The following is a 21,559-nucleotide window of genomic DNA, read 5'->3' on the forward strand; positions in this document are numbered from 1 at the left end:
TTCCTTCCATGAGGGGCACTGATCCGGTGCCCGGCGGGGCGCACCGCGAGACGGGCGAGCGCCGCGGGCAGTCTACGAGCAGCAGAGGGCGCATGCCCGCAGCGCGCCCACGAGCTCCAGTGTCTCAGGCCTGAGCGCTGTGAAAGCGCGCCAGCCGGCGCCGATTGACCGCCACCAGGATCGCCAGCATGAGCAGGACGACGCACAGGATGAGCACCGAGGCGCCCACGATGGGGAATCCCGGTCCGGCCACCGGTCGGGCGACGGATCCAGCCGCCTGAGGGCTCTGGGCATCGCCCTCGTCCTCCTGGCGCGCGCTCACCGAGGCCGGGGTCGTGGCCTGGTCGCGAGGAGCGGAGGGGACGGTGTCCGTCCCGCCGATGATCGTCACCCCGGCAACCGTGAAGTAGGGGCTCTTGTTCGTGTAGTCGGCGGTGCGCACCGGGGATGTGGCCACGTCCTGGCCCGCGGCGACCTTGAATCGCAGCCAGTGGGTGCCCAGCTCCACGTAGTCGGGCAGCTCGAAGGATCCGGAGGCGGTTCCATCCGCCTCAATGGTCAAGGTCGCGGCCACCGCATCAGCGGCATTGCCGGTGTCGACCAGCGCGCCGTCATCGATGAGGATGTGGACCTGGGCGCCGCGGGGAAAGCCCGACACCGTGTACATGACGGTCCCGCCACGGGCAACCGTCGACGGGCTGACCGTCGACGCCGTTCCCGTCGTCGAGGCTCCAGAGCCGACATTCGCGCTCGCAGTCGGCACGACCGAGCCGACGATCGCGCCCAGGCCCATGACCAGCAGGCAGATCGCGCCAAGAGCCTGATGGCCCAGCGGCACTCGACCCGCCCGGATCCTGACAGGCAGTCGTAGCACGGCTCCTCCTTCCTCATCCTGCTGATCGTGGCCCCGCGGGACCACCATGCGACTCATCACTTCGACCTCAGCAACCTCAGCGCTTGATCGCCGCCAGTCCGGAGCGAGCCGCCACGAGGAAGCTCGCCGCACCCAGGACCAGCAGGCCCCCCGCCGAGATGAGGAGCCAGTCATCGGGGCCGATGAGCCCCGGGCCGGCGGCGAGCTCGCCGCCTGTGACCACACGGGCCTCCCGGATATCCCCCGGGGCGTAGGAGGCCTCGGCGATCTCCAGGCGAGCCCACCCCAGAAGGGCGTTGTCCCGGCTGGCAACAGCCAGCTCGTAGCTGCCCGATCCCAGGGAGGAGATGTCGATGGTCACCGAGTTGTCGGCACCGACCTGGACCCATCCGGCGGTCTTGCCGCCGGGGAAGACGAAGACGGAGACCCAGTCCCCCTCGGCAACGGCCCAGGAGGGCAGGATGAGGGTGACGAGGTTGCCCTGCCGTGACCCGGACAGGGAGCCCGCGTTGTCAGCGCTGAGCTCGGAGGCATCACTGACGGGCGCCACCGGAGCGCGGTCAGGACGCGCGGTGCGATCCTCGGACCGCTGATCCTGGGATGCCTCCTGCTGCGGGGAGTCGGCGTCCTGGGAGGACTCGGGCCGCTCCACGACGGACTCCGCCGCTGAGCTCGCCGGATCCTCGTCCGCTGGCGCCTCCGTGAGCGCCGGACTGTTCGGCTCCGTGGCAGCGGCGCTGTCATCCTCCTCGGCGGAGGCCGGGGCGGCGGGGGGCTCTACGGGCCGCTCCGGCTCGGCCGGCGCGGCCGTGGCCTGCGGCTCGGGCGCCGGGGACGGCTCCGCCGGGGTCTGGGGCTGGATGATCGTGAAGCTCGAGGAGCCCCTGATCGCTCCGTGAGCACTGATCTGCAGGTAGTAGGACTGCCCCGACTCGATCGGAACGCCGTTGTAGACGGCGGCGGGCACGGCGGCCTCGAAACCGCCCTGGGTGAACAGGACCCGGATCGTCACTGGGTTGCCGGCATACCCGCCGGGGGTGGAGAGGTTGACGGTCACCGTGGCCTCCCCGGTGGCGAGCCGGCCCTGGGAGTCGCACCAGTTGCTGACGCGCAGGACGATCGCCTGACCGGCGGTGTAGGCGCCGCTGTCGGGCACGACCACCTGGCTCCGGGCCTTGGCCGGGTCGCAGATCGGATCGGGCTCCGCGCTCGCACTGGGCTGGGCCGACGGCGTCGTGCTGGGCTCCGCACTGGGCCCGGCTGATGGGCTCGCCGACGGCGCCGGAGACGTGCTCGGCTCAGCGGAGGCCGACGGGGTCGGATCGGGACGGGGGGACTCGGTGGGCTCAGCGGTGGGCTCGCTCGAGGGCGATGCGGTGGGCGACGGGGTCGGCTCCTTGGGCTCCTCAGGGGCGGGATCGGTGACGATGAAGGTGCCCGTGGTGACCGTGGAGCCCTGAGAGGACAGGGTGATGCTGAAGGTCCCCGTACGGCCGACGACGATGCCGTGGATATCGGCCACATCCTCCAGGAGCGCATCCATGTCGATCTGCCCCTGCGCCGAGCCCGCGTCGGGCCCTGAGCGGTTGACGACCAGCACGTATTCGGTCTCATAGGAGGAGACCGCATCGCCGTGATGGACATTGACCGTGATCCCGGGATGGGGCAGGGCCGTGCCCGGGGTCGAGCACCAGCCACTGACCGTCATGCCGACGGGCTGTCCCACCACGTAGACGGGCGTCTGGGCGTTCTGGCCCTCAGGATGGGTGACAGTGGCCTGGGGCGCGCATGCGGCATCCCGCTGGCCCGCCCGCGCATCCGGCGCAGCGTCCCCGGAGTCCTCGGAGTCCCCGGAGTCCTCGGGGTCCTTGGCGTCCTCGGCAGCCGCGGTCGGCTCGTCCGCGTCGGAGGGAGTCGCCGGGCTTGACGCGGCGGCATCGGCCTTCTGCTGTCCCGTCTCGTCGGCCACGGCAACAGGGCCCAGGCCCGTGGAGGCCGCCAGGAGCAGGCCAAGGGTCATGGGCAGTGCGCCAATCGCAGCGGGCCTGGTCAGGCGGGCTGTCGAGGATCGATGGATGTAATGCGTCACGTGGGCTCGTTCATGGGGCAGGATGTGGAGAGTGCCATTGGCTGGGATCTGATGCGGATTGTCAGGCGCCGATCGGTCCTGCGGGAGAAAGGCAATGCACCGAGTCGTCGTCCAGACATCATATCCGCGCTCCCCGCGCCGCTGGCGGCCGCACCTGGCCGGCCCCCTGCGCGAAGGGCGCTCCCCCCGCGATCCCCTCTGTCATCTGATCTCGGGGGCGCACGACTCTTTTGGCAGAATATCCGGCGAAAAACGGTATTGGAGCGCCCTGGCGGCGCATGATTCCACTCCTCATGCCGCGGACGTCTCTCTTCGGTCACAGTTCCCTATGCGCAGCGGCGCAGAAGGGGTGTCACATACGCATTGCCGGGCACTGAGCGCAGGCATGAAATTTCATTCACCACCCATCACACGATGGGCCGGGGCCGTCAGGACGGCGAGGAGTCGGTTCCCGCATTGCGGGTAACCGACCTCACCTGTGACCTGATGCGCGCCGTCGTGCGCTGCACTGACCGCGCCCCATAGACTCGCCGCAGGAGCGAACCGCGTCCTATTGGCCCCGTTCGGGCCCCGACGCCGCCGCACAGGCGCTGTCGGGCATCCCGTGAGTCTGTGCGTCCAGCCCATCGACACCCTGCATCATGCCGGGTGCAGGGCGAGTGTGGTGGGCCGGGTGCGGCAAGAGTGGAGGGCAACGGACCCTCCCCCACACTCCGCAGCAGTCCCCGCCATAGGGGACAGATTCGGGACAAATTTCATGAGCACCCCCAACGAGCCCTTGAGCCTTGACGCCCTGTTCGCCACCGAGCTCTCCGGCGATGTGGCTCCGCCGCCCGCTGCCCGTGCGCAGGAGTCTCCTGAGGACTTCGTCGCCCCCGTGGCCTCCGACACCCCCGAGGATCCCGTGGACATCGAGCACGAGGATGAGGAGGACGACGTCGAGCACGATGTGCCCGAGGCCGATCCTGAGGATGAGGAGGACGATCCCGAGCAGGACGAGGATGAGGAGATCGACGAGGAGCAGGTCGATGGCCACGCGCCTTTCATCGACCAGGACGATGAGGACGACGATGACCCTGCCGAGGCCCGGGACGGGGTCAAGGACGCCGCTGACCTTGCGGACCCCGCAGACCCCGTGGACGCCGTGACCTTCGCCGACCTGGGCCTGCCCGCGGACCTGCTCAGGGCTGTCACGGACATGGGCTACCAGACCCCCACCGCCATCCAGAAGGAGGCCATCCCGGTGCTCCTGGCCGGCCGCGATGTGGTGGGGGTGGCCCAGACCGGCACTGGCAAGACCGCCGCCTTCGGACTGCCCCTGCTCGATGCCGTCGACGCGCGTGACGGCTCCGTCCAGGCGCTCGTTCTGGCCCCCACGCGCGAGCTGGCCCTTCAGAGCGCCGAGGCGATCACCGAGATGGCCTCGCGCTCGCGCGGCCTGGATGTGGTGGCCGTCTACGGCGGCGCGCCCTACGGCCCTCAGATCGGTGCGCTGAAGTCGGGCGCCCAGGTCGTGGTGGGAACACCCGGCCGCGTCATCGATCTCATCGACAAGGGGGCCCTGCGCCTGGAGGACGTTCGCTACTTCGTCCTGGATGAGGCCGATGAGATGCTGCGCATGGGCTTCGCCGAGGATGTGGAGACCATCGCCGAGTCCCTTCCCGTCGAGCGCCGCACCGCCCTGTTCTCGGCGACCATGCCCCCCGCCATCCAGGCCGTGGCCCGCCAGCACCTCCATGAGCCGGTCCAGGTCGAGGTCTCCCGTCCCTCCTCCACCGTCTCCACCGTGCACCAGACCTATGCGGTGGTCCCCTTCCGCCACAAGATCGGCGCGGTCTCCCGTGTGCTGGCTGTCACCGACGCCCAGGCGGCGATCGTGTTCGTGCGCACCAAGTCCACGGCCGAGGACGTGGCCATCGAGTTGGCGGGACGGGGCATCCAGGCCGCCGCGATCTCCGGGGATGTGCCCCAGCGCGAGCGCGAGCGCCTGGTCGAGCGCCTGCGCGGCGGCACCCTGGATGTGCTCGTGGCCACGGATGTGGCCGCGCGCGGGCTCGATGTGGACCGCATCGGCCTGGTGGTCAACTTCGATGTCCCGCGGGAGGCCGAGGCCTACGTGCACCGCATCGGGCGCACCGGGCGCGCCGGGCGCACCGGTGAGGCCGTGACCTTCCTGACTCCCAAGGAGAAGGGCAAGCTCCGCCAGATCGAGCGCCTGACCGGCACCCGGCTGGAGGAGATCACCCTGCCCTCCCCCGCCGATGTCTCCGAGCACCGCGCCGCCAGGCTCATGGCCCGGGCCGCCTCCCGCCACGCTCGTGGCCGCCTGGGGGTCTATCTGCCCCTGGTGGAGTCCACCGCGGCCGAGCTGGGGGTTGACGCCCAGGAGCTGGCCGCCACCCTGCTGGCCCTGGCCGTGGGCGATGAGGGGCCGCGCCGTCGGGAGGACCGCGAGGACAGCCACGGCGAGGCTCGCCGGCCCCGGCGCGAGGAGAACCTGGATGAGGAGGGCGCCTTCGTGTCCGCCTCCTTCGAGGGCGGGCGCGAGGACCGCCGTCGGGGCCAGCGCCCCGACGGCAAGCGCGGCGCCGCCCGCGGGGGGCGCCGCGACCACGAGGGCCCCGGGACCGTCTACCGGGTGGAGGTCGGGCACCGTGACCGTGTCCAGCCCGGCGCGATTGTGGGAGCGCTGGCCAATGAGGGCGGGATCTCCGGGTCGGATATCGGCAAGATCGACATCCTCCAGTCCTTCTCCCTGGTGACCATCCACACCGACCTCAGCCCGGATCAGCTCGAGACGATGGGCCGGGCCACCTATGCGGGCCGCGAGCTGCGCATCCGCCCCGATGAGGGACCGGGCCACGGCTGGTCCGGCCCGAACGGCGACCAGCAGCGCGGGGGGCGCGGCGGCTTCAGGGCCGACCGCTCCGAGCGCTCCGAGCGCGGCGGACGCTGGGAGGACCGAGACTCCCGCGGCGGGCGCCGCTGGGAGGACCGGGACTTCCGCGGCGGACGCTGGGAGGACCGGGACTCCCGTGGCGGGCGCGGCGGCTTCAGGGCCGACCGCTCCGAGCGCTCCGAGCGCGGCGGACGCTGGGAGGACCGGGACTCCCGCGGCGGGCGCGGCGGCTTCAGGGCCGACCGCTCCGAGCGCTCCGAGCGCGGCGGACGCTGGGAGAGCCGGGACTCCCGCGGCGGGCGCCGCTGGGAGGACCGGGACTTCCGCGGCGGACGCGGGGACCAGCGGGGCCGCGATGGCGGAGGCTACCGCTCGGGCAGGGATGACCGTGGCTCGGGCCGCTTCGGCGGCAACCGGGGCGGGGGCTACCGGGGCAACCGCGACGCCCGCTGAGACCTGATCGCCGCCTGGTGCTGCCATCGGGGTCGGCGGAGAGCACCGATGGACTGCTGGACCGCAGTGGCCCAGGAGACTGCCTCGCGATGCGGGGCCCGGATACGGAGGAGGGGCTGACGCCCTGCCCTCCGCGATCGGGCCCCGCATCGCATATTCAGGCCCTCCCCGCCGCTGCCCGCGACGGGCCGGCGCCGGGTGCCCCGTTGACCGCGCTGACCGGGAATACTCCGAGTCACCTGGGCGTTTGCCCCGTGGGACCCGACACCGAGATGAACAATGGGGAGGCAGCATGGATCGGCACGTCCGCCTCATGGCCGCCACCACCCGAAGGCATCACATCGCGGCCCTGGGCGCCGGCAAGGAAGCCGTGGCCCATCCAGATGCACCAGCAAGCACCGCCAGTTCCCCCGCGGGCCGCCTCCCCAGTGGCTCCGCCTTGGCCTCCACCAGATGAGGATCCCGTTACGTGACACTCGCCATCTATCTCGCCGCCGTCGTCATCCTTGGCTTCGCCGCGGCACTGCTCAGATTTCCCCCGATGGTCGGCTTCATCGCCGCCGGCTTCCTCCTGGGAGCCAGCGGGCTGCCTGATCTTCCCTGGATGGAGACAGTCGGTGAGATGGGCGCCTCTCTCCTGCTGTTCTCCATCGGACTGGATCTGGACCTGCGCACACTGGGCCGCAAGGTCATCGCCGGGACCGCAGCCGTGACCATGGTGTTCATCGCCCTGGCCACGGCTCTGGTCATCGGCGTCGTCGTCCTGATCCTGGGCCTGAGCGTGGGCTTCGTCGATGGATGGGGCGCGGCGCTCATGCTGGGCCTGGGCCTGGCCTCCTCCTCGACCATCGTCATCATGAAGATCCTGGAGGACCGGGATGATGCCTCCGCCCTCTACGGGCGCATCGCCGTGGGAACCTCCATCCTCCAGGACACCGCCTCCATCATCCTGCTCGTCTTCATCGCCGGGACGGCCCCCAGCCCCCTGGCGCTGGGCCTGGTCCTGCTCCTGCCGGTGGTCAAGCTCCTGGGCAGAGTGCTCGACCATATCGAGCATCGCGAGATGTACGCGCTGTTCGGCATCACGATGGCGCTTCTGCCCGGCTACGAGCTCTTCGCCTGGGTGGGCCTTCCCGGGACCCTGGGCGCCCTCCTGGTGGGGGCGATGCTGGCGACCCATGACAGCGCCGCGGATCTCGCCGAGTCCTTCCGCCCCATCCAGGAGCTCTTCCTCGTCGCCTTCTTCGTGGGGATCGGCACGGCGGGGGTGCCCAGCGCCGGAGCCGTCGTCATGGCGCTCATCCTCGTGGCGCTCCTGCCGCTGCGCTCGGCCGCCTACACGGCAGCCCTGTGGTTCCTGCGGCTGCGCCACCGCAGCGCGGTCCTCACCGGCCTGGCCGTGGCCTCCTACTCCGAACTGGCCCTGGTCGTTGCCAAGGTGGGGGTCGATCAGGGCGTGCTGGGAAGCCAATGGCTCCAGAGCCTGTCACTGGCGGTGGCCCTGTCCTTCGTGGTGGCCTCCATTGTCAACAAGAGAGCCCGCAACATCGTCCGCAAGCTCTCCCATGCCATGCCCGATCACGCCCCGGACGACCTGCATCCCGCAGAGGCCCCGGTGGAGGCCCAGGGCGTGGATATCGTCGTGTTCGGGATGGGGCGCGTGGGCCTGGTGACCTACAACCAACTCGTCGAGGACCTTCCCGCACGGCCCCAGGGCGCCCCGATCCCCATCATGGGCGTGGACAACGACGCGGACAAGGTCGAGCGCCTGGCGGCCCAGGGCCTCAATGTCATCGAGGGCGACGCCACGGACACCGACTTCTGGCAGCGCCTGGGGGCGGGCAGTGTGCGCATCGCCGTGCTGGCCATGCCTGAGCCCGGCGCCAATCTGGCCGTGCTGGACTGGATCGAGCACCACGAGTTCGCCGGCGAGGTGCTGGCCGTGGCCCGCTACAAGGACGAGGCCCGCGAGATGCGCCGGCGCGGCGTGAGCACGGTCATCAACATCTACGAAGGCGTGGGCAAGGCCCTGGCCCACGCCGCCGAGGACCGATGGCCCTCCTCCCCGATGGCCCCGGAGGCCGTCGTCGAGCACGCGCCCAGACCGGCCCCGGCCTGACCCGCGACCGGGCGATGCCTCAGGTCGCCCGGTCCAGGAGCTCGGCCACCCGCTGCCAGTCGTCGAGCTCGGCCCGCAACGGGGCCATCACCTGGGACTCGATCACATCGCTGACAGCCGCCTCAAGCGCGGCCGCGGCGGCGCGTCGTCGCCTGGCGGCGCCCGCCCGTGCCGCCAGGCCTCCCGCAAGCGCCAGGAGGATGCCCAGGACAATGCCCGACACCAGCAGGATCACGGGCCAGGGGATCTGCCCCCAGCGGGGCGGGTCGGCCGCGATGAGCAGGTAGCGCTCGATGAGGTGGAGTCCTGCCAGCCACAGGCCGCCGGCCAGCGCGGTCAGCCCCAGCGCCCACTGCAGGGCATTGGCCACCGACCACCATGCGGGCCGGCGCTGGCCCACCTCGACGCCGGCCACCGCCTCATCCAGGGCGGGGGCCAGGGACCGGGCGCGATCGTCGCTGCGAGCCACCGCCTCGGCGGCCGCGTCCTCGGGAAGCCCGGCGCAGGCATTGAGGGCGTAGGCGTGGGCCGCTGACCACAGGGCCCCTGTGTCCCCGGGCCCGGCCTCGGGCAGGGAGCTGCGCCCAGCGGGCGCGGGGTGGTGCTCCAGCGCCGCGCCTGGGCGCTGTCCCAGGTGCAGGGCGGTCAGAGGGTCCCGCCGCAGCCGCTCGATCCAGCGCACCGGGAGCCATCCCACCGCGCTGCGGGCCCGATGCCTGTGCGCCCCGGCCACGGCGCTGGCGATGAGCTCGGTGCCCGCCACCGCGCTGGCGGCCCGGTGCAGGCGCAGGCCCGCCTCGTCGTCGGCCCGCCCCCGCACCTGGCCGCCGGAGAGCCCGAGCCCGACGCGCAGCCTGCCCGCCACGGTTCGGGCATCGGCGCTGAGCCGACGAGTCGCGGCAGCGCGGTTGCGGGCAATGGCGGCGATGGCCTCGCTGAGCGACTGGAGTCCCGCGCCCGTGCGGGCACTGACCGCCAGCAGCGGCACGCCGTCCAGCCCGTTGGCCGCCAGGAGCCGGGCGGCGTCGTCCATGACGGCACGGGCGGAGTCCTGGTCAAGCCGGTCGATCTGGTTGAGGGCCACCAGGGTGACCTCCCCATGGGCGGACATGGGGGCCAGGAAATCCTGGTGGACCACGGCATCGGCGTACTTCTCGGGGTCCAGGACCCACACGAGCACATCGACCTTGCCGGCGAGCTGCTCGGCCAGGGCCCTGTGCTCGGGGTGATCGGAGTCGATGTCCGGCAGGTCCAGCAGGATCGTCGAGGCGCCCAGTCGCTGGCCCAGCGCCTCGGGGGCGACCACTCGCTGCCCGACGCCCAGCCAGTCCAGGAGCGCGGGGATGGCGTCACCGGCCCCCTGGTCCTCTCCGGTCCCGGGCAGGAGGGCAAGGGGCTGGGACGTGGTTGGACGGGTCACGGCGACCCGGGCGATCGGCGCCCCGGCCAGGGCGTTGACCAGGCTCGACTTGCCCGCCCCTGTGGCGCCCAGGAGCGCGACCACGGTGGTGCCGGGGGCCAGGCGACGGCGCTGGCCGGCGCGCTGGAGGAGCTCGCGGGTCGGGCCCAGTCGCGCCTCCATGCCCAGGCGCGAACCGAGCTCGACCACGCCCTCCAGGGCCTCCAGGCGCGCAGCGAGCCCCGACTCATCCTGCTGGACGGCGTTGGACTGGCTCATCGCGGCTCCTGCCTCGTCGTGGAGGTCGGGTCCAGGGACAGGTCCTGAGCGGCGCTGCGGCATTGCTCCACATGGGCGCGCAGGGTCTGGCTGGCGGGGACGGGGGCGTCCAGGCACTGGATGAAGCCGCCCTCCTGCTGGGCGAAGAGGGCCTGGACCCGCTCGGTCAGATCGGCCCGGGCACGCCGGGTCATGGTGCGCATGGCCTGGTCCCCGAACACGGCCTCCAGGAGGCGCTGGGCCAGGAGCGCCGTGCCACCGGCGATGCCCACCTCTCCCCCGGTGAGCCCCCCGGTATGGGCGAAGACGAGGATCATGAGCAGCACACCGGCGCCGTTGACGCCCAGGGACACCAGGCGGGCCGTCAGTCGCTTATCCGCGCCTTCGGCGCGCACCAGGGCCAGGACCTCCCCCTGCCACAGGCGCACCAGGGAGATCGCCTGGCGCTCCAGGGCCTGATGGGACGGGAGGGCCTCCAGGGCGGCCCGCAGCTGGGGAGCCGCGCTGGCCGAGCGCCGCCAGGACCGCTCGGTGTCCATGGCAGCGCGCTGGGCCTCGGCCACGATGAGCCCCACCAGGGAGGACTCGATGGCCTCCTCCACGCGCGCTGCGGGGGCGGGCCTGCCCCGCAGGGCGGCGCCCAGGCGGTCGCGCAGGCGGCCTATGTGGGACTCCAATGAGCGCATGAGGTCGCCGGTTCCCACGAACTCCTGCCATCGGGCCAGCACCTCGCCGCGCAGCAGGGAGCCATCAGCGGTGGCCTGGGCGAGCCGTTCCAGGGCCTGGGCATGAGCGCTGGCGGCGCCCTGCACGAGCTCGGCGTGCTCGGCCTCCTGAGCGGCGATCTCGACCGCCAGGATCTCGGCCTGCCCCAGGGCGGAGCCGATCGCCCCGGCCAGGGTGCGCTGGGCCACCGCCCGGCGGGCGGCCGCGTCCTGGGCCAGTGCCCCCAGCCAGTGGCGCACGGGGGCGGTCGCCTCGGCCGGGAGCAGGCCCTGGGGATCCAGGGCGGTCTCGGGGATGGTGAAGATGGGGGCCTCCGTCAGACCCGCGGCGTCCAGCCGACGCCGAAGATCGGCCTCCACCTCGCCCTGCGCCCCGGGCGGTACCCGGTCCAGGACGACGGCGGCGGTCACCTGCCGCTGCGCGGCCGCGCGCAGGTGCTCCCAGGGCACGGCGTCGGCGTAGCGGGCGGCGGTGGTCACGAAGACCCACATGTCAGCGCTGGCCAGGAGCCCGGCGGCCAACTCGCGGTTCTCCGCCACCACGGAGTCGATATCGGGGGCGTCCAGAAGGGCCAGTCCCGCGGGCAGCGCCGAGCATGCGCGCAGCTCCAGCTCGCGAGGGGTGTGCTGACCGGCCGGGCTCGGCGGGGCGTCCTCGGCCACGCGCAGGCGCGCCAGGGAGCCCAGGATCCGATCGGTCTCGAACCAGGGGGCGTCTGAGGGGGCATGCAGCAGCGCGGGCCTCCTGGTGGTGGGTCGGATCGCCGAGGCCGCGGTGACGGGACGGCCCACCAGGGAGGAGACCAGGGTGGATTTGCCGGCGCCGGTCGAGCCGCCGATGACGCCCAGCAGCGGGGCGTCCATGGAGGCCAGGCGGGGCAGCACATAGTCCGCGAGCTGATCGGCCAGCAGCTGCCCGCGGTCTGCCGCCTGAGCGGCGCCGGGCAGGGCGTAGGGCAGGCGCAGGGCGCCCAGCGCGCGGCCAAGCGCGGCCAGGGCCTGCGGGAGCTGCGGGCCGGGAGCCGGGCGGAGCGTCACGCGACTCAGCCCTGGCCTGCGATGACGCGGGGCACCAGGTCCTCCTGCGGGGGCGCCCAGGAGGCGGCGTCGGCCTCCACCTGCTCCCCGGAGCGGATGTCCTTGACCGAGTCCGCCTCGCCGTCGGCCCCCGGGAACCAGACGAAGGGGATGGAGCGCTTGTCCGCGAAGCGGATCTGCTTGCCGAACTTGGCCGCGCTGGGCACCACATCGGCGCTGATCCCCCGGGCGCGAAGCGCCTGGGACACGGCCTCGGAGACGGCGCGGTGCTCCTCATCGCTGACCGCCACGAGCACGCAGGTGGCAACGGGCCGGGTCACCGACACCAGCCCCTGCCCGATGACACGGGCCAGCAGGCGCGAGACGCCGATGGAGATCCCCACCCCGGGGAAGGAGCGCTTGCCATTGGTGACCAGGGAGTCGTAGCGGCCCCCCGAGCACACCGAGCCCAGGTCCTCATGACCGGCCATGAAGGACTCGTAGACGGAACCGGTGTAGTAGTCCAGCCCCCGGGCGATCTTCAGGTCGGCGATCAGGGCCCCGGGGCGCCGTCGGGCGGCGGTGGCCAGGAGGGTGGTGAGCTCGTCCAGGCCCTGGTCCAGAAGCTCCGAGGGCTGGGCTCCTTGGAGGGCCTCCAGGACGGCGCCGCGCACCTGCTCGGGCTCGGCTCCGGTGATGGTGGCCAGGGCCAGGGCCCGCTCGGCCTGCTCGGCGGTGGCCCCCACCGTCTCGGTGAGCTCGGCGGCCACGGCCCGCGGGCCGATCTTGTCGAGCTTGTCCACCACGCGCAGGACCTCGATGAGATCGGCGTCCTGAATGCCGATGGACTGGTAGAACCCCTGGGCGACCTTCCGATTCGACACGTGGATGGTCACCGGCGGGATGGGCAGACCGGCCAGCGCCTCGTGCATGATCAGGGGGATCTCGGCGTCGTTGTGCAGGGGCAGCGCGCCGTCGCCCACGATGTCGATGTCGGCCTGGATGAACTCGCGGAAGCGGCCCTCCTGGGGGCGCTCGCCGCGCCAGACCTTCTGGATCTGGTATCGCTTGAAGGGGAAGGTCAGGAGGCCGGCGTTGTCGGCCACGTAGCGGGCGAAGGGCACGGTCAGGTCGAAGTGCAGCCCCAGCTGCTTGGCGGGATCGGCCTCGAGCTCACCGGGCTCGGCCTGCAGGCGCGAGAGCAGGTAGACCTCCTTGGAGGTCTCGCCCTTGGAGGTGAGCTGGCTCAGCGGCTCGACGGCGCGGGTCTCGATACCGGCGAAGCCGTGCAGCTCGAAGGTGGTGCGCAGGGCGTCGATGAAGGCCTGCTCGATGATCCGGCCCGCCGGGAGCCACTCGGGGAAGCCGGAGAGTGAGGACATCGCTGCTCGTGCCTGTGCTGCTGCCATGGGCGGCATTGTGTCATGGCCGGTGCCCGGGCGGGATCAGGCCTTGAGGTCTCCCCCGCGGACCTTGGCCTCGGCCAGGTAGGGGTTGGCGCGGTGCTCGTGGGCCATGGTGGTGGCAGCGCCGTGACCGGGCAGCAGGACGGTGGCCGGGTCGATGGCTGAGGCCAGGAGTCGCAGGGTGCCCAGCATCTGAACCTGGTCGCCTCCGGGAAGGTCGGTGCGGCCCACCGAGCCCTTGAAGATGACATCGCCGCTCAGGGCGATGAGGTGATCCCGCTCCTGGTCGGCCGCTGAGGGGTCGGCCTCGATGAGCTCGGGGACCTCGGCCTCGATGAGCAGATCGTTGGCGCCCAGGCGGGCGTTGAGGAAGAAGACGCTGGAGCCCTCGGAGTGGCCCGGGGCGGGGACCGCCTGGATCCCGATGCCCGGGACGAGCTCGACGGCGCGGCTGAAGCCATGGCCGGGGAAGGGCCGGATGCCGCTGGGGCGCGCCCAGGGGCTGCCGGCCAGGTCGGCGAATCCCATGCCCTGGGCGCGCACGCCCGTCGTGGCATCGGGATCCTCCAGGCGGTAGAGGTCGGGCTCGGGGATGTGGACGGGCACGCGGCCTGCGGCCTCGGCGGGGTCAGCCGGGTCCTGGCCGGTCAGCATCCCTGCCGCCGAGGCGGCCTCAATGAGCCTGTGAGTGTCCCAGACGTGGTCGGCGTGGCCGTGGGTCAGGAGGATGGCCCCCAGGGTCAGGCCGTGACCGCGCATCAGGGCCAGGGCTCCGGCCGCGGCGCCGGCCCCCGGGTCGACGACGAGGGCGGGGCTGCCGGGCCCGGGCGCCAGCACGTAGCAGTTGGCGGCGAAGACGGGTGCGATCGTGCGCTCCAGGATCATGGTGCCAGCCTAGCCGCGGGCTCCCGGCGCCCCGCGCATCACCGCCTGGGCCATCCGGCGGCATGAGCGCCGGTGGCCGGCTCGCAGCGAAGGGGCTCTCACGGGGCGGTCAGGCGCCGATGGGCGGCACGGGCCAGGCGAGCTCCCAGCCCAGGGAGTCGCTGATATCCGCCAGGGCCGCCATCATGACGGGGGCGGCCAGGGGCGCGCTGGATCGCGGGGCATCGGGAAGGGCGGGGAGCGCCGAGGCGAAGAGAACGACCATGGGGCGCCCCGTCATCGTCGACTCGACCCAGAGCCCGTCCAGGGGGCCCATGCCGTCAGCGGGCTCGGCACGCGCGATCTGCCGGGCCCAGGCGCGACAGGTCGACCGCGGGGCCGCCATGAGCGAGTGGCTGGCGCCGTGGCGCAGCAGCCAGGGCGAGTCCGTGGCGAGAAGGGCGAGGAGCCGGAGCGGGCGAGCGGGCACGAAGGTGGTGGCGCATACGCCTGCGCTCATCGGATCGATCCGGCGCTGAGCCTGGAAGACCTCGGCTGCCGCGGTCCGCAGGTCCGTGGCCGCGTAGAGCACTGCGCTGCCGGGGTGCTCGCCGAGGGGCTGAGGGTGGGGGTCCCATCTCATGGTGGGCAGCGGCCCGAAGGAGCGGAAGGAGTTCCAGGCCGACGGGTGTTCCCCCGCCGTGCGATGGATGCGCCACAGCAGTCCTTGGTAGGACCGGATGTCCTCAGGGCCGATCCTCAGCGGCACCGGCGGGGAGACGGGGTTCTTCGGGGCATCCCAGGACATGGGCGAGGCTGGCATGTCGGGCTGCTCAGGCCGCCCGGGCCGCGGCGTCGAGCAGTGCGACGACCGGCTCGATCCCCTCCCCGAGCAGGAGATGGTCCACTGGGCTGCGGCCTCCCAGCGACTCCTCCGGGGAGGTCATGATGACGGCGACATCGATACCGGCCAGCTCCTGCGGGATTCGTGAGACCACCTCCCCCAGGCGGGGAAGCGCGTGCCCGGAGGCGAACTGCCAGCGCCAGTAGCGCTTGCGGCCCCCCACCATGGTGGAGGCAAGCGGCGTCGAGGCGGCGCGATGGGAGAGCCTGGAGGGGCTGATGCCGAGCTCCTCGGCCGCCTGCGCGGCGGACAGGGTGAGCTCCAGGGTCCGGTTGATAATCATCTCGGCATGGCCAGTGGCCAGGCGGGCGGCGTCCTGGGTGGACCATGACCGCAGGCGTTCGGGCTCGCTCAGGCCACCGTGCTCCAGGAGGTCGGCCAGCATGCTCTCCCCCACCGCCATGGCGCGCGGCGCCTGGCGCAGCATGGCCTGGAGCTGGCGGGCGTAGGCCTCCTCGTCGTAGTCGAGGCCCTGCTCGGCGTAGACATCGGCGATGGTCAGAGTCATCCGGTTCTCCTCTCCCGCGGATCTCGGCACTGGAGGCCGCCGAATGGACGCAACTGATTCTACCGTGTTGCGCATTCATGCGCCATGGCAGCCGATGGCAAGCAGGACTCGGACTTATGCGGGGTTGCGGGTAGGCTCGGCGCACTGGCGCCTACCGGCCCAGTGGACCGCCATCCGGCTGAGGAGGCCGGGCGCGAACGGAACAGGGATCAGATCCTCCCTCACCCCGTCACTATTCGAAGGAGCACCCCGTGACCGAGCAGAACCAGCGCGACACCGAGCTGACGGCCGCTGCCACGTCCACCCCCGAGGCGGAGGAGTCCGCCACCGCCGACCCGGCCGAGAGCAGTGTCGAGCCCTCGGCCACCAGCACCGAGGCCGGGACTCAGACCGGGACCGATGCGGGCGTCGATCTCGACGCCCCCGCCCCGCAGGCCCCCTCGGCTGATCCCGCTGACGCCGCCGAGGAGGCCGAGCCGGCCCTTGAGGTCCCTGAGACCACAGAACCGGTCGAGTCCGCCGAGGCCGACCAGGCCCAGGACGCTGCACCGGCCGCCGAGGACGCTCCGACCGAGGACGCCGCACCGGCCGCCGAGGAGGCTCAGGCCGCTTCGGCCCAGGACGACGCCGATCCTGCCGCCGAGGATGCTCCGGTCCAGGATGCTCCGGTCCAGGATGCTCCGGCCGCCGAGGCTGACGGTCAGGGCGGTGCTCCCGCAGCCCCTGCGCAGGCACCGGTGGACCCCCAGGAGGCCATGGATGCCGCCAAGTGGGGCCGCGTGGACGGCGAGGGTCGGGTCTATGTGCAGGATGGTGGCGCGGAGCGCGAGGTGGGCCAGTTCCCCGACGCCCCCGTGGCCGAGGCGATGGCCTTCTACGTGCGCCGCTACCTCGACCTCAAGGCCACGGTGGATCTGTTCGCCACTCGCCTGCCCCAGCTCAGCGTCCGGGAGATCGACTCAACGCTGAAGTCCGTTGAGGAGTCGCTGGCCGAGCCCGCTGCCGTGGGCGATCTGGAGGGCCTGCGCGCCCGCTTCAACGCCTTGAAGGCCGTGGCCGCCGAGCGTCGGGCCGCCGTCGCCGCCGAGCGCGCCGCCGCCAAGGAGCAGGCCTTCAAGGAGCGCACCGCCATCGTGGAGCGCGCTGAGGCCATCGCCGCCCAGGACCCGGCCCGCACCCAGTGGAAGAGCTCGGGCGCCGAGCTGCGCGAGCTGCTGGAGACCTGGAAGCAGGCTCAGCGCCGCGGGCCCCGCCTGGACAAGGCCTCCGAGGACGGGCTGTGGAAGCGCTTCTCCCACGCGCGTACCACCTTTGACCGGCACCGCCGGCAGTTCTTCAGCGAGTTGGACGCCAAGCAGTCCAAGGTCAAGGAGGCCAAGGAGGCGCTGATCAAGCGCGCTGAGGAGCTCCAGCACTCCACGGACTGGGCGGGCACCTCGGCGAAGTACCGCGACCTCATGACCGAGTGGAAGAAGGCCGGGCGGGCCTCGCGCAAGGAGGACGACGCGCTGTGGGCCCGCTTCCGCGCCGCCCAGCAGGTCTTCTTCGACGCGCGCCGGGCCAAGGACGAGGCCGCCGACGCCGAGTTCGCCGAGAACCTCAAGGTCAAGGAGGCCCTCGTGGCCAAGGCCGAGGCACTGCTGCCGATCAAGGATGTCAAGGCCGCCAAGAAGGCGCTGCGCCCCATCCAGGACGCCTGGGACGAGGCCGGCCGTGTGCCGCGCTCGGCCCTGCGGCGCATCGAGGGGCGCATGCGCGCCGTCGAGGATGCCGTGCGCGAGGCTGAGAACGCCGAGTGGCGCCGCTCCGACCCGGAGACCAAGGCTCGCGCCGAGGGCCTGGCCGGCCAGCTGGAGGATGCCATCGCCAGCCTGGAGGCCGACCTGGCCAAGGCCCAGGCCGCGGGCGATGCCAAGAAGATCGCCGAGGCAGAGGCAGCGCTGACCGCCCGCCGCGCCTGGCTGGACCAGGTGCGGCGCTCCGCCAAGGCCTGAGGCCGCGGACTGCTCAGATGGGCCGCTGTCTCCCCGCAGAGGGAGGCAGCGGCCCATCGCCGTGGTCAGCGCGGGCACCATCGCCGCTGGGGCCGCCCACCGAGGCGCCTGAGTCCCACCGCGCAGCGGCGGGGTCCACGCCCTGGGCCCTGGCGCCGACCTCGACGACTGCTCTGAGCCAGGCGGCCAGGCCCACGGCGCGCCGGTCGTAGTGCCGGGCGAAGCGCTCGTCGGAGGTGTATCTGCGGGCGATGAGCACCTGCTTGGCCACTGAGACCTCGAACCATCGGTTGAGATCGGCGCGATGATGCTCGGCCAGTTCGTTGGCGCGCCGGCTGCCCGGCTCCACACCCTGGACGAAGGCCTGGGCCAGGTCGGCCTCCAGGTCCTCGGTCTCCTCATGGGCCCGGATCCAGTCCGGCTTGGACATGCGGGCCTGGCGGCGGGCGGCCTCGGCCCAATCCTGAGTGCCGCCCCACCGCTCCTCGGCCTCCTGGGCGTAGGACGGCCCCCAGTCGGAATCCCAGATCTCGGCCTGCTCGGCGGCGCTCAGCGATTGACCCATGGCCCGCCTGCCCATCATGGTGTCGATGGCTCGCACCATCGCCTGCATCCGGCAGATCCGCTCCTCCAGCAGCTCGCGCTGGCGCGCAAGATGGGCCGCGGCGTCGCTGCCCGGCTCGGCGAGCACCCGCCCGATCTCCGCCAGGCTCAGGCCCGTCTGCCGGTAGACCAGGACCTGCTGGACCCGCTGGGCATCCTCCTCGGAGTAGAGGCGGTAGCCCGCCCGGCTGCGCCGTGAGGGGACGACCAGCCCGATCTCGTCCCAGTAGTGCAGGGTGCGCACGCTCAGGCCCATCAGAGAGGCGAGCGCCCCCACGGTCATCCCACTGCCAGGGCCAGTCGTGTCAGTCATGATCAGAGCATCTCTCACCCGAGCAGCCTCATGCCTGACGTCGCGTGAGGGTCAAGGGGCGCCACGCCCCTGGCAGCGAGTTATCCACAGGGCACGTCTGCGGTGGCGAGAACCGGGGCGAGGGCCCCAGGATGAGTCATGGCCCGCATCATCACGGTTCCCGGCCACGCCGCACTGGCGCATCTGGCCCCCCGCCCGAGCTCGCCGATCCTTGCCGCCGTGGATGAGGAGGAGGCCCGTCTTCTGCGCTGCGCGGATCTCGATAAGCGGCTCTTCGCCACGGTGCTGGGACGCCCCTACCCTCTCGATCTGCTCTCCAGCCCCGAGGGGCGGGTGGCGGCTCTCGAGCCCGAGCTGCCCGCCAGAGGCGCCCTGCTCGCCTCGACCGCCCTGTGGGTCCACACCGGTGGCATCCCGCCCCACCAGCTCGTCATCGGGGTGGCCGACCGCGACCGGGGGCGCTGGCGCCGTCATACCCTGCACCGCACGGTTCTGCCCCACGCCGACCTGGTGACCATCGGGGGCCGCGCCTGCGCGAGCCTGGCCCGCGCCGCCGTCGACATCGCCCGTACCGCGCCACCGGCTCAGGCCGTCCGGGCCCTCCTGGCCGCCAGAACCGCCGGGGTCAGTCGGATCGAGCTCCTCCTCGCCCTGTCCCACTGCCGGGGAGCAGCCGCCGTCGGGCGGCCCCGCGCCGAGCGGATCATCGAGCAGCTGCCCGCCGTTCTCAGCCCTTGACCGGTCGTGCGGAGGACAGGGATCGCCGTGCCTCGAAGATCCCGTCGATTCGCCGCAGCGCCGCCAGGGTGTGGTCCAGGTGCCCGGCCTCGGCGAGCTCGACGACGAAGCGGCCCTTGACCACCCGGTCCCTGCTGGTGCTGATGTTGGCGCTGATGAGATTGACATGCCCCTCGGCCAGAGCCCGGGTGATGTCCACCAGGAGACCACCGCGGTCCAGGGCCTCGACCTCGACCTGGACCAGGTAGGCCGATTGGGCGCGCTCCGCCCAGGCGACCCCCACCAGGCGCTCAGGCTCGCGCTGGAGCTGGGCGACGTTCTGGCAGTCCGCCCGGTGCACCGAGATTCCTGAGCCACGGGTGATGAAGCCCATGATGGGATCCCCGGGCATGGGGGTGCAGCAGCGCGCGAGCTTGACGTAGACGTCCCCCGCGTCCATGCCGGCCACCACCACGCCGGAATCGGTGGTGCGGTGCCGGCGCTGGCTGGTCGCGCGCGTGGGCAGGATGCCCTCGGCCAGGGTCTCCTCGGCGCCGTCCTCCCCGCCCATGGCGGACACGAGGGTGTCGACCACGTGCTGGGCGGAGACATGCCCCTCCCCCACTGCGGCGTAGAGCCCGTCAATATCGCCCTTGTCGAGGGTCTTGGCCACATCCATGAGGGAGTCATGGCTCATGAGGCGCTGGATGGGGAGGTCCTTCTTGCGCATTGCGCGCGCGATGGCTCCCTTGCCCTCCTCGATGGCCTCCTCGCGGCGCTCCTTGGAGAACCAGGAGCGGATCTTGTTGCGGGCGCGCGTGGAGCCCACGAAGCTCAGCCAGTCCCGGGAGGGGCCGGCATTGGCGGCCTTGGAGGTGAAGACCTCGACGGTGTCGCCGTTCTCCAGGCGGGTGTCCAGGGGGACCAGGCGCCCGTTGACGCGGGCCCCCACCGTGCGGTGACCGACCTCGGTGTGCACCGCATAGGCGAAGTCCACCGGTGTCGCCCCCGAGGGCAGGGAGCGCACATCGCCCTTGGGGGTGAAGACGTAGACCTGGGTGCCGGCCATCTCGTAGCGCAGGGCGTCGAGGAACTCCGCAGGGTCCTGGGTCTCCTTCTGCCAGTCCAGCAGCTGGCGCAGCCAGCCCATCTCGGAGCCGTCCCCCTCCTTGCCCCCGCCCAAGGGGCTGGGTCCAGAGGCGTTGGGGTCCTCCTTGTACTTCCAGTGGGCAGCCACCCCGTACTCGGCCATGCGGTGCATCTCATGGGTGCGGATCTGGATCTCCACGGGATTGCCGCCGGGGCCCACCACGGTGGTGTGCAGGGACTGGTAGAGGTTGAACTTGGGAACGGCGATGTAGTCCTTGAAGCGCCCGCTCATCGGGGTCCAGCGCGAGTGCAGGGAGCCCAGAACGGCGTAGCAGTCCTGGATGGAGTCCACGATGACGCGCACGGCCACCAGGTCGTAGATGTCGTCGAAGTCCTTGCCCCGCACGATCATCTTCTGGTAGATCGAGTAGTAGTGCTTGGGCCTGCCGGTGACCACGCCCTTGATCTTGTTGACCCGCAGATCCTCCTCGATCTGCAGGCGGACCTGGCGCAGGTACTCCTCCCGGGCCGGGGCCCGGTCGGCCACCATGCGCTCGATCTCCTCGTAGACCCCGGGATACAGGGCGCGGAAGGAGCGGTCCTCCAGCTCCCACTTGATCGTGTTCATGCCCAGGCGGTGAGCCAGGGGCGCGTAGATCTCCAGGGTCTCCTTGGCCTTGCGGGCGGCGCTCCCCGCGGAGACGTACTTCCAGGTGCGGGCGTTGTGCAGGCGATCCCCCAGCTTGATGACCAGGACCCGGATGTCCTTGGACATGGCGATGATCATCTTGCGGACGGTCTCGGCCTGGGCCGCGTCCCCGTACTGGAGCTTGTCCAGCTTGGTCACGCCGTCGACCAGCAGGGCGATCTCATCGCCGAAGTCCGCTCGCAGCCGCTCCAGGCTGTAGTCGGTGTCCTCGACGGTGTCATGCAGCACGGCAGCGGCCAGGGTCTGGGGCGTCATCCCCAGTTCGGCGAGGATCGTGGCCACCGCGACGGGGTGGGTGATGTAGGGCTCGCCGGACTTGCGCCGCTGCCCGTCATGGGCCTTCTGCGCCACCTCATAGGCGCGCACGATCAGGCTCGTGTCGGCCTTGGGGTGATTGGCCCTCACCGCCCTCAGAAGAGGCTCGATGGCCGCCGGCGTGGAGTGGCCCCGGGAGCCGAACCAGGCCAGCCGACTGCGCACGCGCGAGCCGGGGACGATGCTGTCCCCGGTCGTGTCCGTGGCGCTTCTGGTCTCCGTCATTGCGGCATCATATCCGCCTATGGACCGTGCCGCCTCTTCCAGGCCCTCAGCGCAGTGG

The 21,559-nt window shown here is 71.9% G+C and carries 14 protein-coding genes; 4 read left to right on the top strand and 10 right to left on the bottom strand.

The genetic code is table 11. The annotated features are described in order from the left end of the window. Positions 1–124 precede the first annotated feature (124 nt). On the bottom strand, positions 125–874 hold the full coding sequence (locus EL266_RS09855; protein WP_232012009.1) for a DNA-directed RNA polymerase II: 750 nt from the start codon (positions 872–874) through the stop codon (positions 125–127). 76 nt (positions 875–950) lie between these two features. Beyond that, a complete protein-coding gene (locus EL266_RS13750) occupies positions 951–2,963 on the bottom strand; it encodes a hypothetical protein (protein ID WP_232012010.1) in 2,013 nt (670 codons plus the stop codon). 757 nt (positions 2,964–3,720) lie between these two features. On the opposite strand from EL266_RS13750, the gene EL266_RS09865 reads away from it, so the two are divergent. After that, positions 3,721–6,315 (top strand): DEAD/DEAH box helicase, encoded by a 2,595-nt coding sequence (locus tag EL266_RS09865; protein WP_126412315.1) that lies wholly within the window; start codon positions 3,721–3,723, stop codon positions 6,313–6,315. 469 nt (positions 6,316–6,784) lie between these two features. After that, positions 6,785–8,434, top strand: coding sequence for a cation:proton antiporter family protein (locus EL266_RS09870; RefSeq protein ID WP_026427485.1), 1,650 nt, complete (start codon positions 6,785–6,787; stop codon positions 8,432–8,434). A gap of 19 nt (positions 8,435–8,453) precedes the next feature. Here EL266_RS09870 and EL266_RS09875 read toward each other — a convergent pair whose 3' ends face one another. From EL266_RS09875 to EL266_RS09900, 6 genes are all read right to left on the bottom strand, one after another. Further along, complete coding sequence (locus EL266_RS09875) at positions 8,454–10,112, bottom strand: GTPase (protein ID WP_026427486.1); 1,659 nt, start codon at positions 10,110–10,112, stop codon at positions 8,454–8,456. Further along, positions 10,109–11,875, bottom strand: coding sequence for a dynamin family protein (locus EL266_RS09880; protein ID WP_051281330.1), 1,767 nt, complete (start codon positions 11,873–11,875; stop codon positions 10,109–10,111). Before EL266_RS09880 ends, EL266_RS09875 begins: the two co-directional genes overlap by 4 nt. A gap of 5 nt (positions 11,876–11,880) precedes the next feature. Further along, positions 11,881–13,272 carry a histidine--tRNA ligase gene (gene hisS, locus EL266_RS09885; RefSeq protein ID WP_026427487.1) on the bottom strand — a complete coding sequence of 464 codons (1,392 nt, stop codon included), beginning with the start codon at positions 13,270–13,272 and terminating at the stop codon, positions 11,881–11,883. Between the two features lie 27 nt (positions 13,273–13,299). Further along, the gene (locus EL266_RS09890; RefSeq protein WP_026427488.1) at positions 13,300–14,145 is read right to left on the bottom strand and encodes an MBL fold metallo-hydrolase; all 846 of its coding nucleotides are present in this window, start codon (positions 14,143–14,145) and stop codon (positions 13,300–13,302) included. A 109-nt stretch (positions 14,146–14,254) separates the two neighbouring features. Further along, positions 14,255–14,947 carry an RES family NAD+ phosphorylase gene (locus EL266_RS09895; protein ID WP_051281331.1) on the bottom strand — a complete coding sequence of 231 codons (693 nt, stop codon included), beginning with the start codon at positions 14,945–14,947 and terminating at the stop codon, positions 14,255–14,257. Between the two features lie 10 nt (positions 14,948–14,957). Beyond that, positions 14,958–15,536, bottom strand: coding sequence for a hypothetical protein (locus EL266_RS09900; RefSeq protein WP_026427489.1), 579 nt, complete (start codon positions 15,534–15,536; stop codon positions 14,958–14,960). A gap of 251 nt (positions 15,537–15,787) precedes the next feature. Between EL266_RS09900 and EL266_RS09905 the strand changes: the two genes are divergently transcribed. Next, positions 15,788–17,530 carry a DUF349 domain-containing protein gene (locus EL266_RS09905; protein ID WP_026427490.1) on the top strand — a complete coding sequence of 581 codons (1,743 nt, stop codon included), beginning with the start codon at positions 15,788–15,790 and terminating at the stop codon, positions 17,528–17,530. A 13-nt stretch (positions 17,531–17,543) separates the two neighbouring features. Here EL266_RS09905 and EL266_RS09910 read toward each other — a convergent pair whose 3' ends face one another. Next, positions 17,544–18,446, bottom strand: coding sequence for a MerR family transcriptional regulator (locus EL266_RS09910; RefSeq protein WP_084500966.1), 903 nt, complete (start codon positions 18,444–18,446; stop codon positions 17,544–17,546). 138 nt (positions 18,447–18,584) lie between these two features. Here EL266_RS09910 and EL266_RS09915 point away from each other — a divergent pair, with 138 nt between their 5' ends. After that, entirely contained in the window at positions 18,585–19,184 is a 600-nt protein-coding gene (locus EL266_RS09915) for a hypothetical protein (protein WP_026427491.1), read from the top strand. Here EL266_RS09915 and EL266_RS09920 read toward each other — a convergent pair. After that, on the bottom strand, positions 19,174–21,501 hold the full coding sequence (locus EL266_RS09920; protein WP_026427492.1) for a RelA/SpoT family protein: 2,328 nt from the start codon (positions 21,499–21,501) through the stop codon (positions 19,174–19,176). The two genes, EL266_RS09915 and EL266_RS09920, sit on opposite strands and share 11 nt — an antisense overlap. Positions 21,502–21,559 lie beyond the last annotated feature (58 nt).

It is taken from the genome of Actinomyces slackii (genome assembly GCF_900637295.1).
Taxonomy (GTDB): domain Bacteria; phylum Actinomycetota; class Actinomycetes; order Actinomycetales; family Actinomycetaceae; genus Actinomyces; species Actinomyces slackii.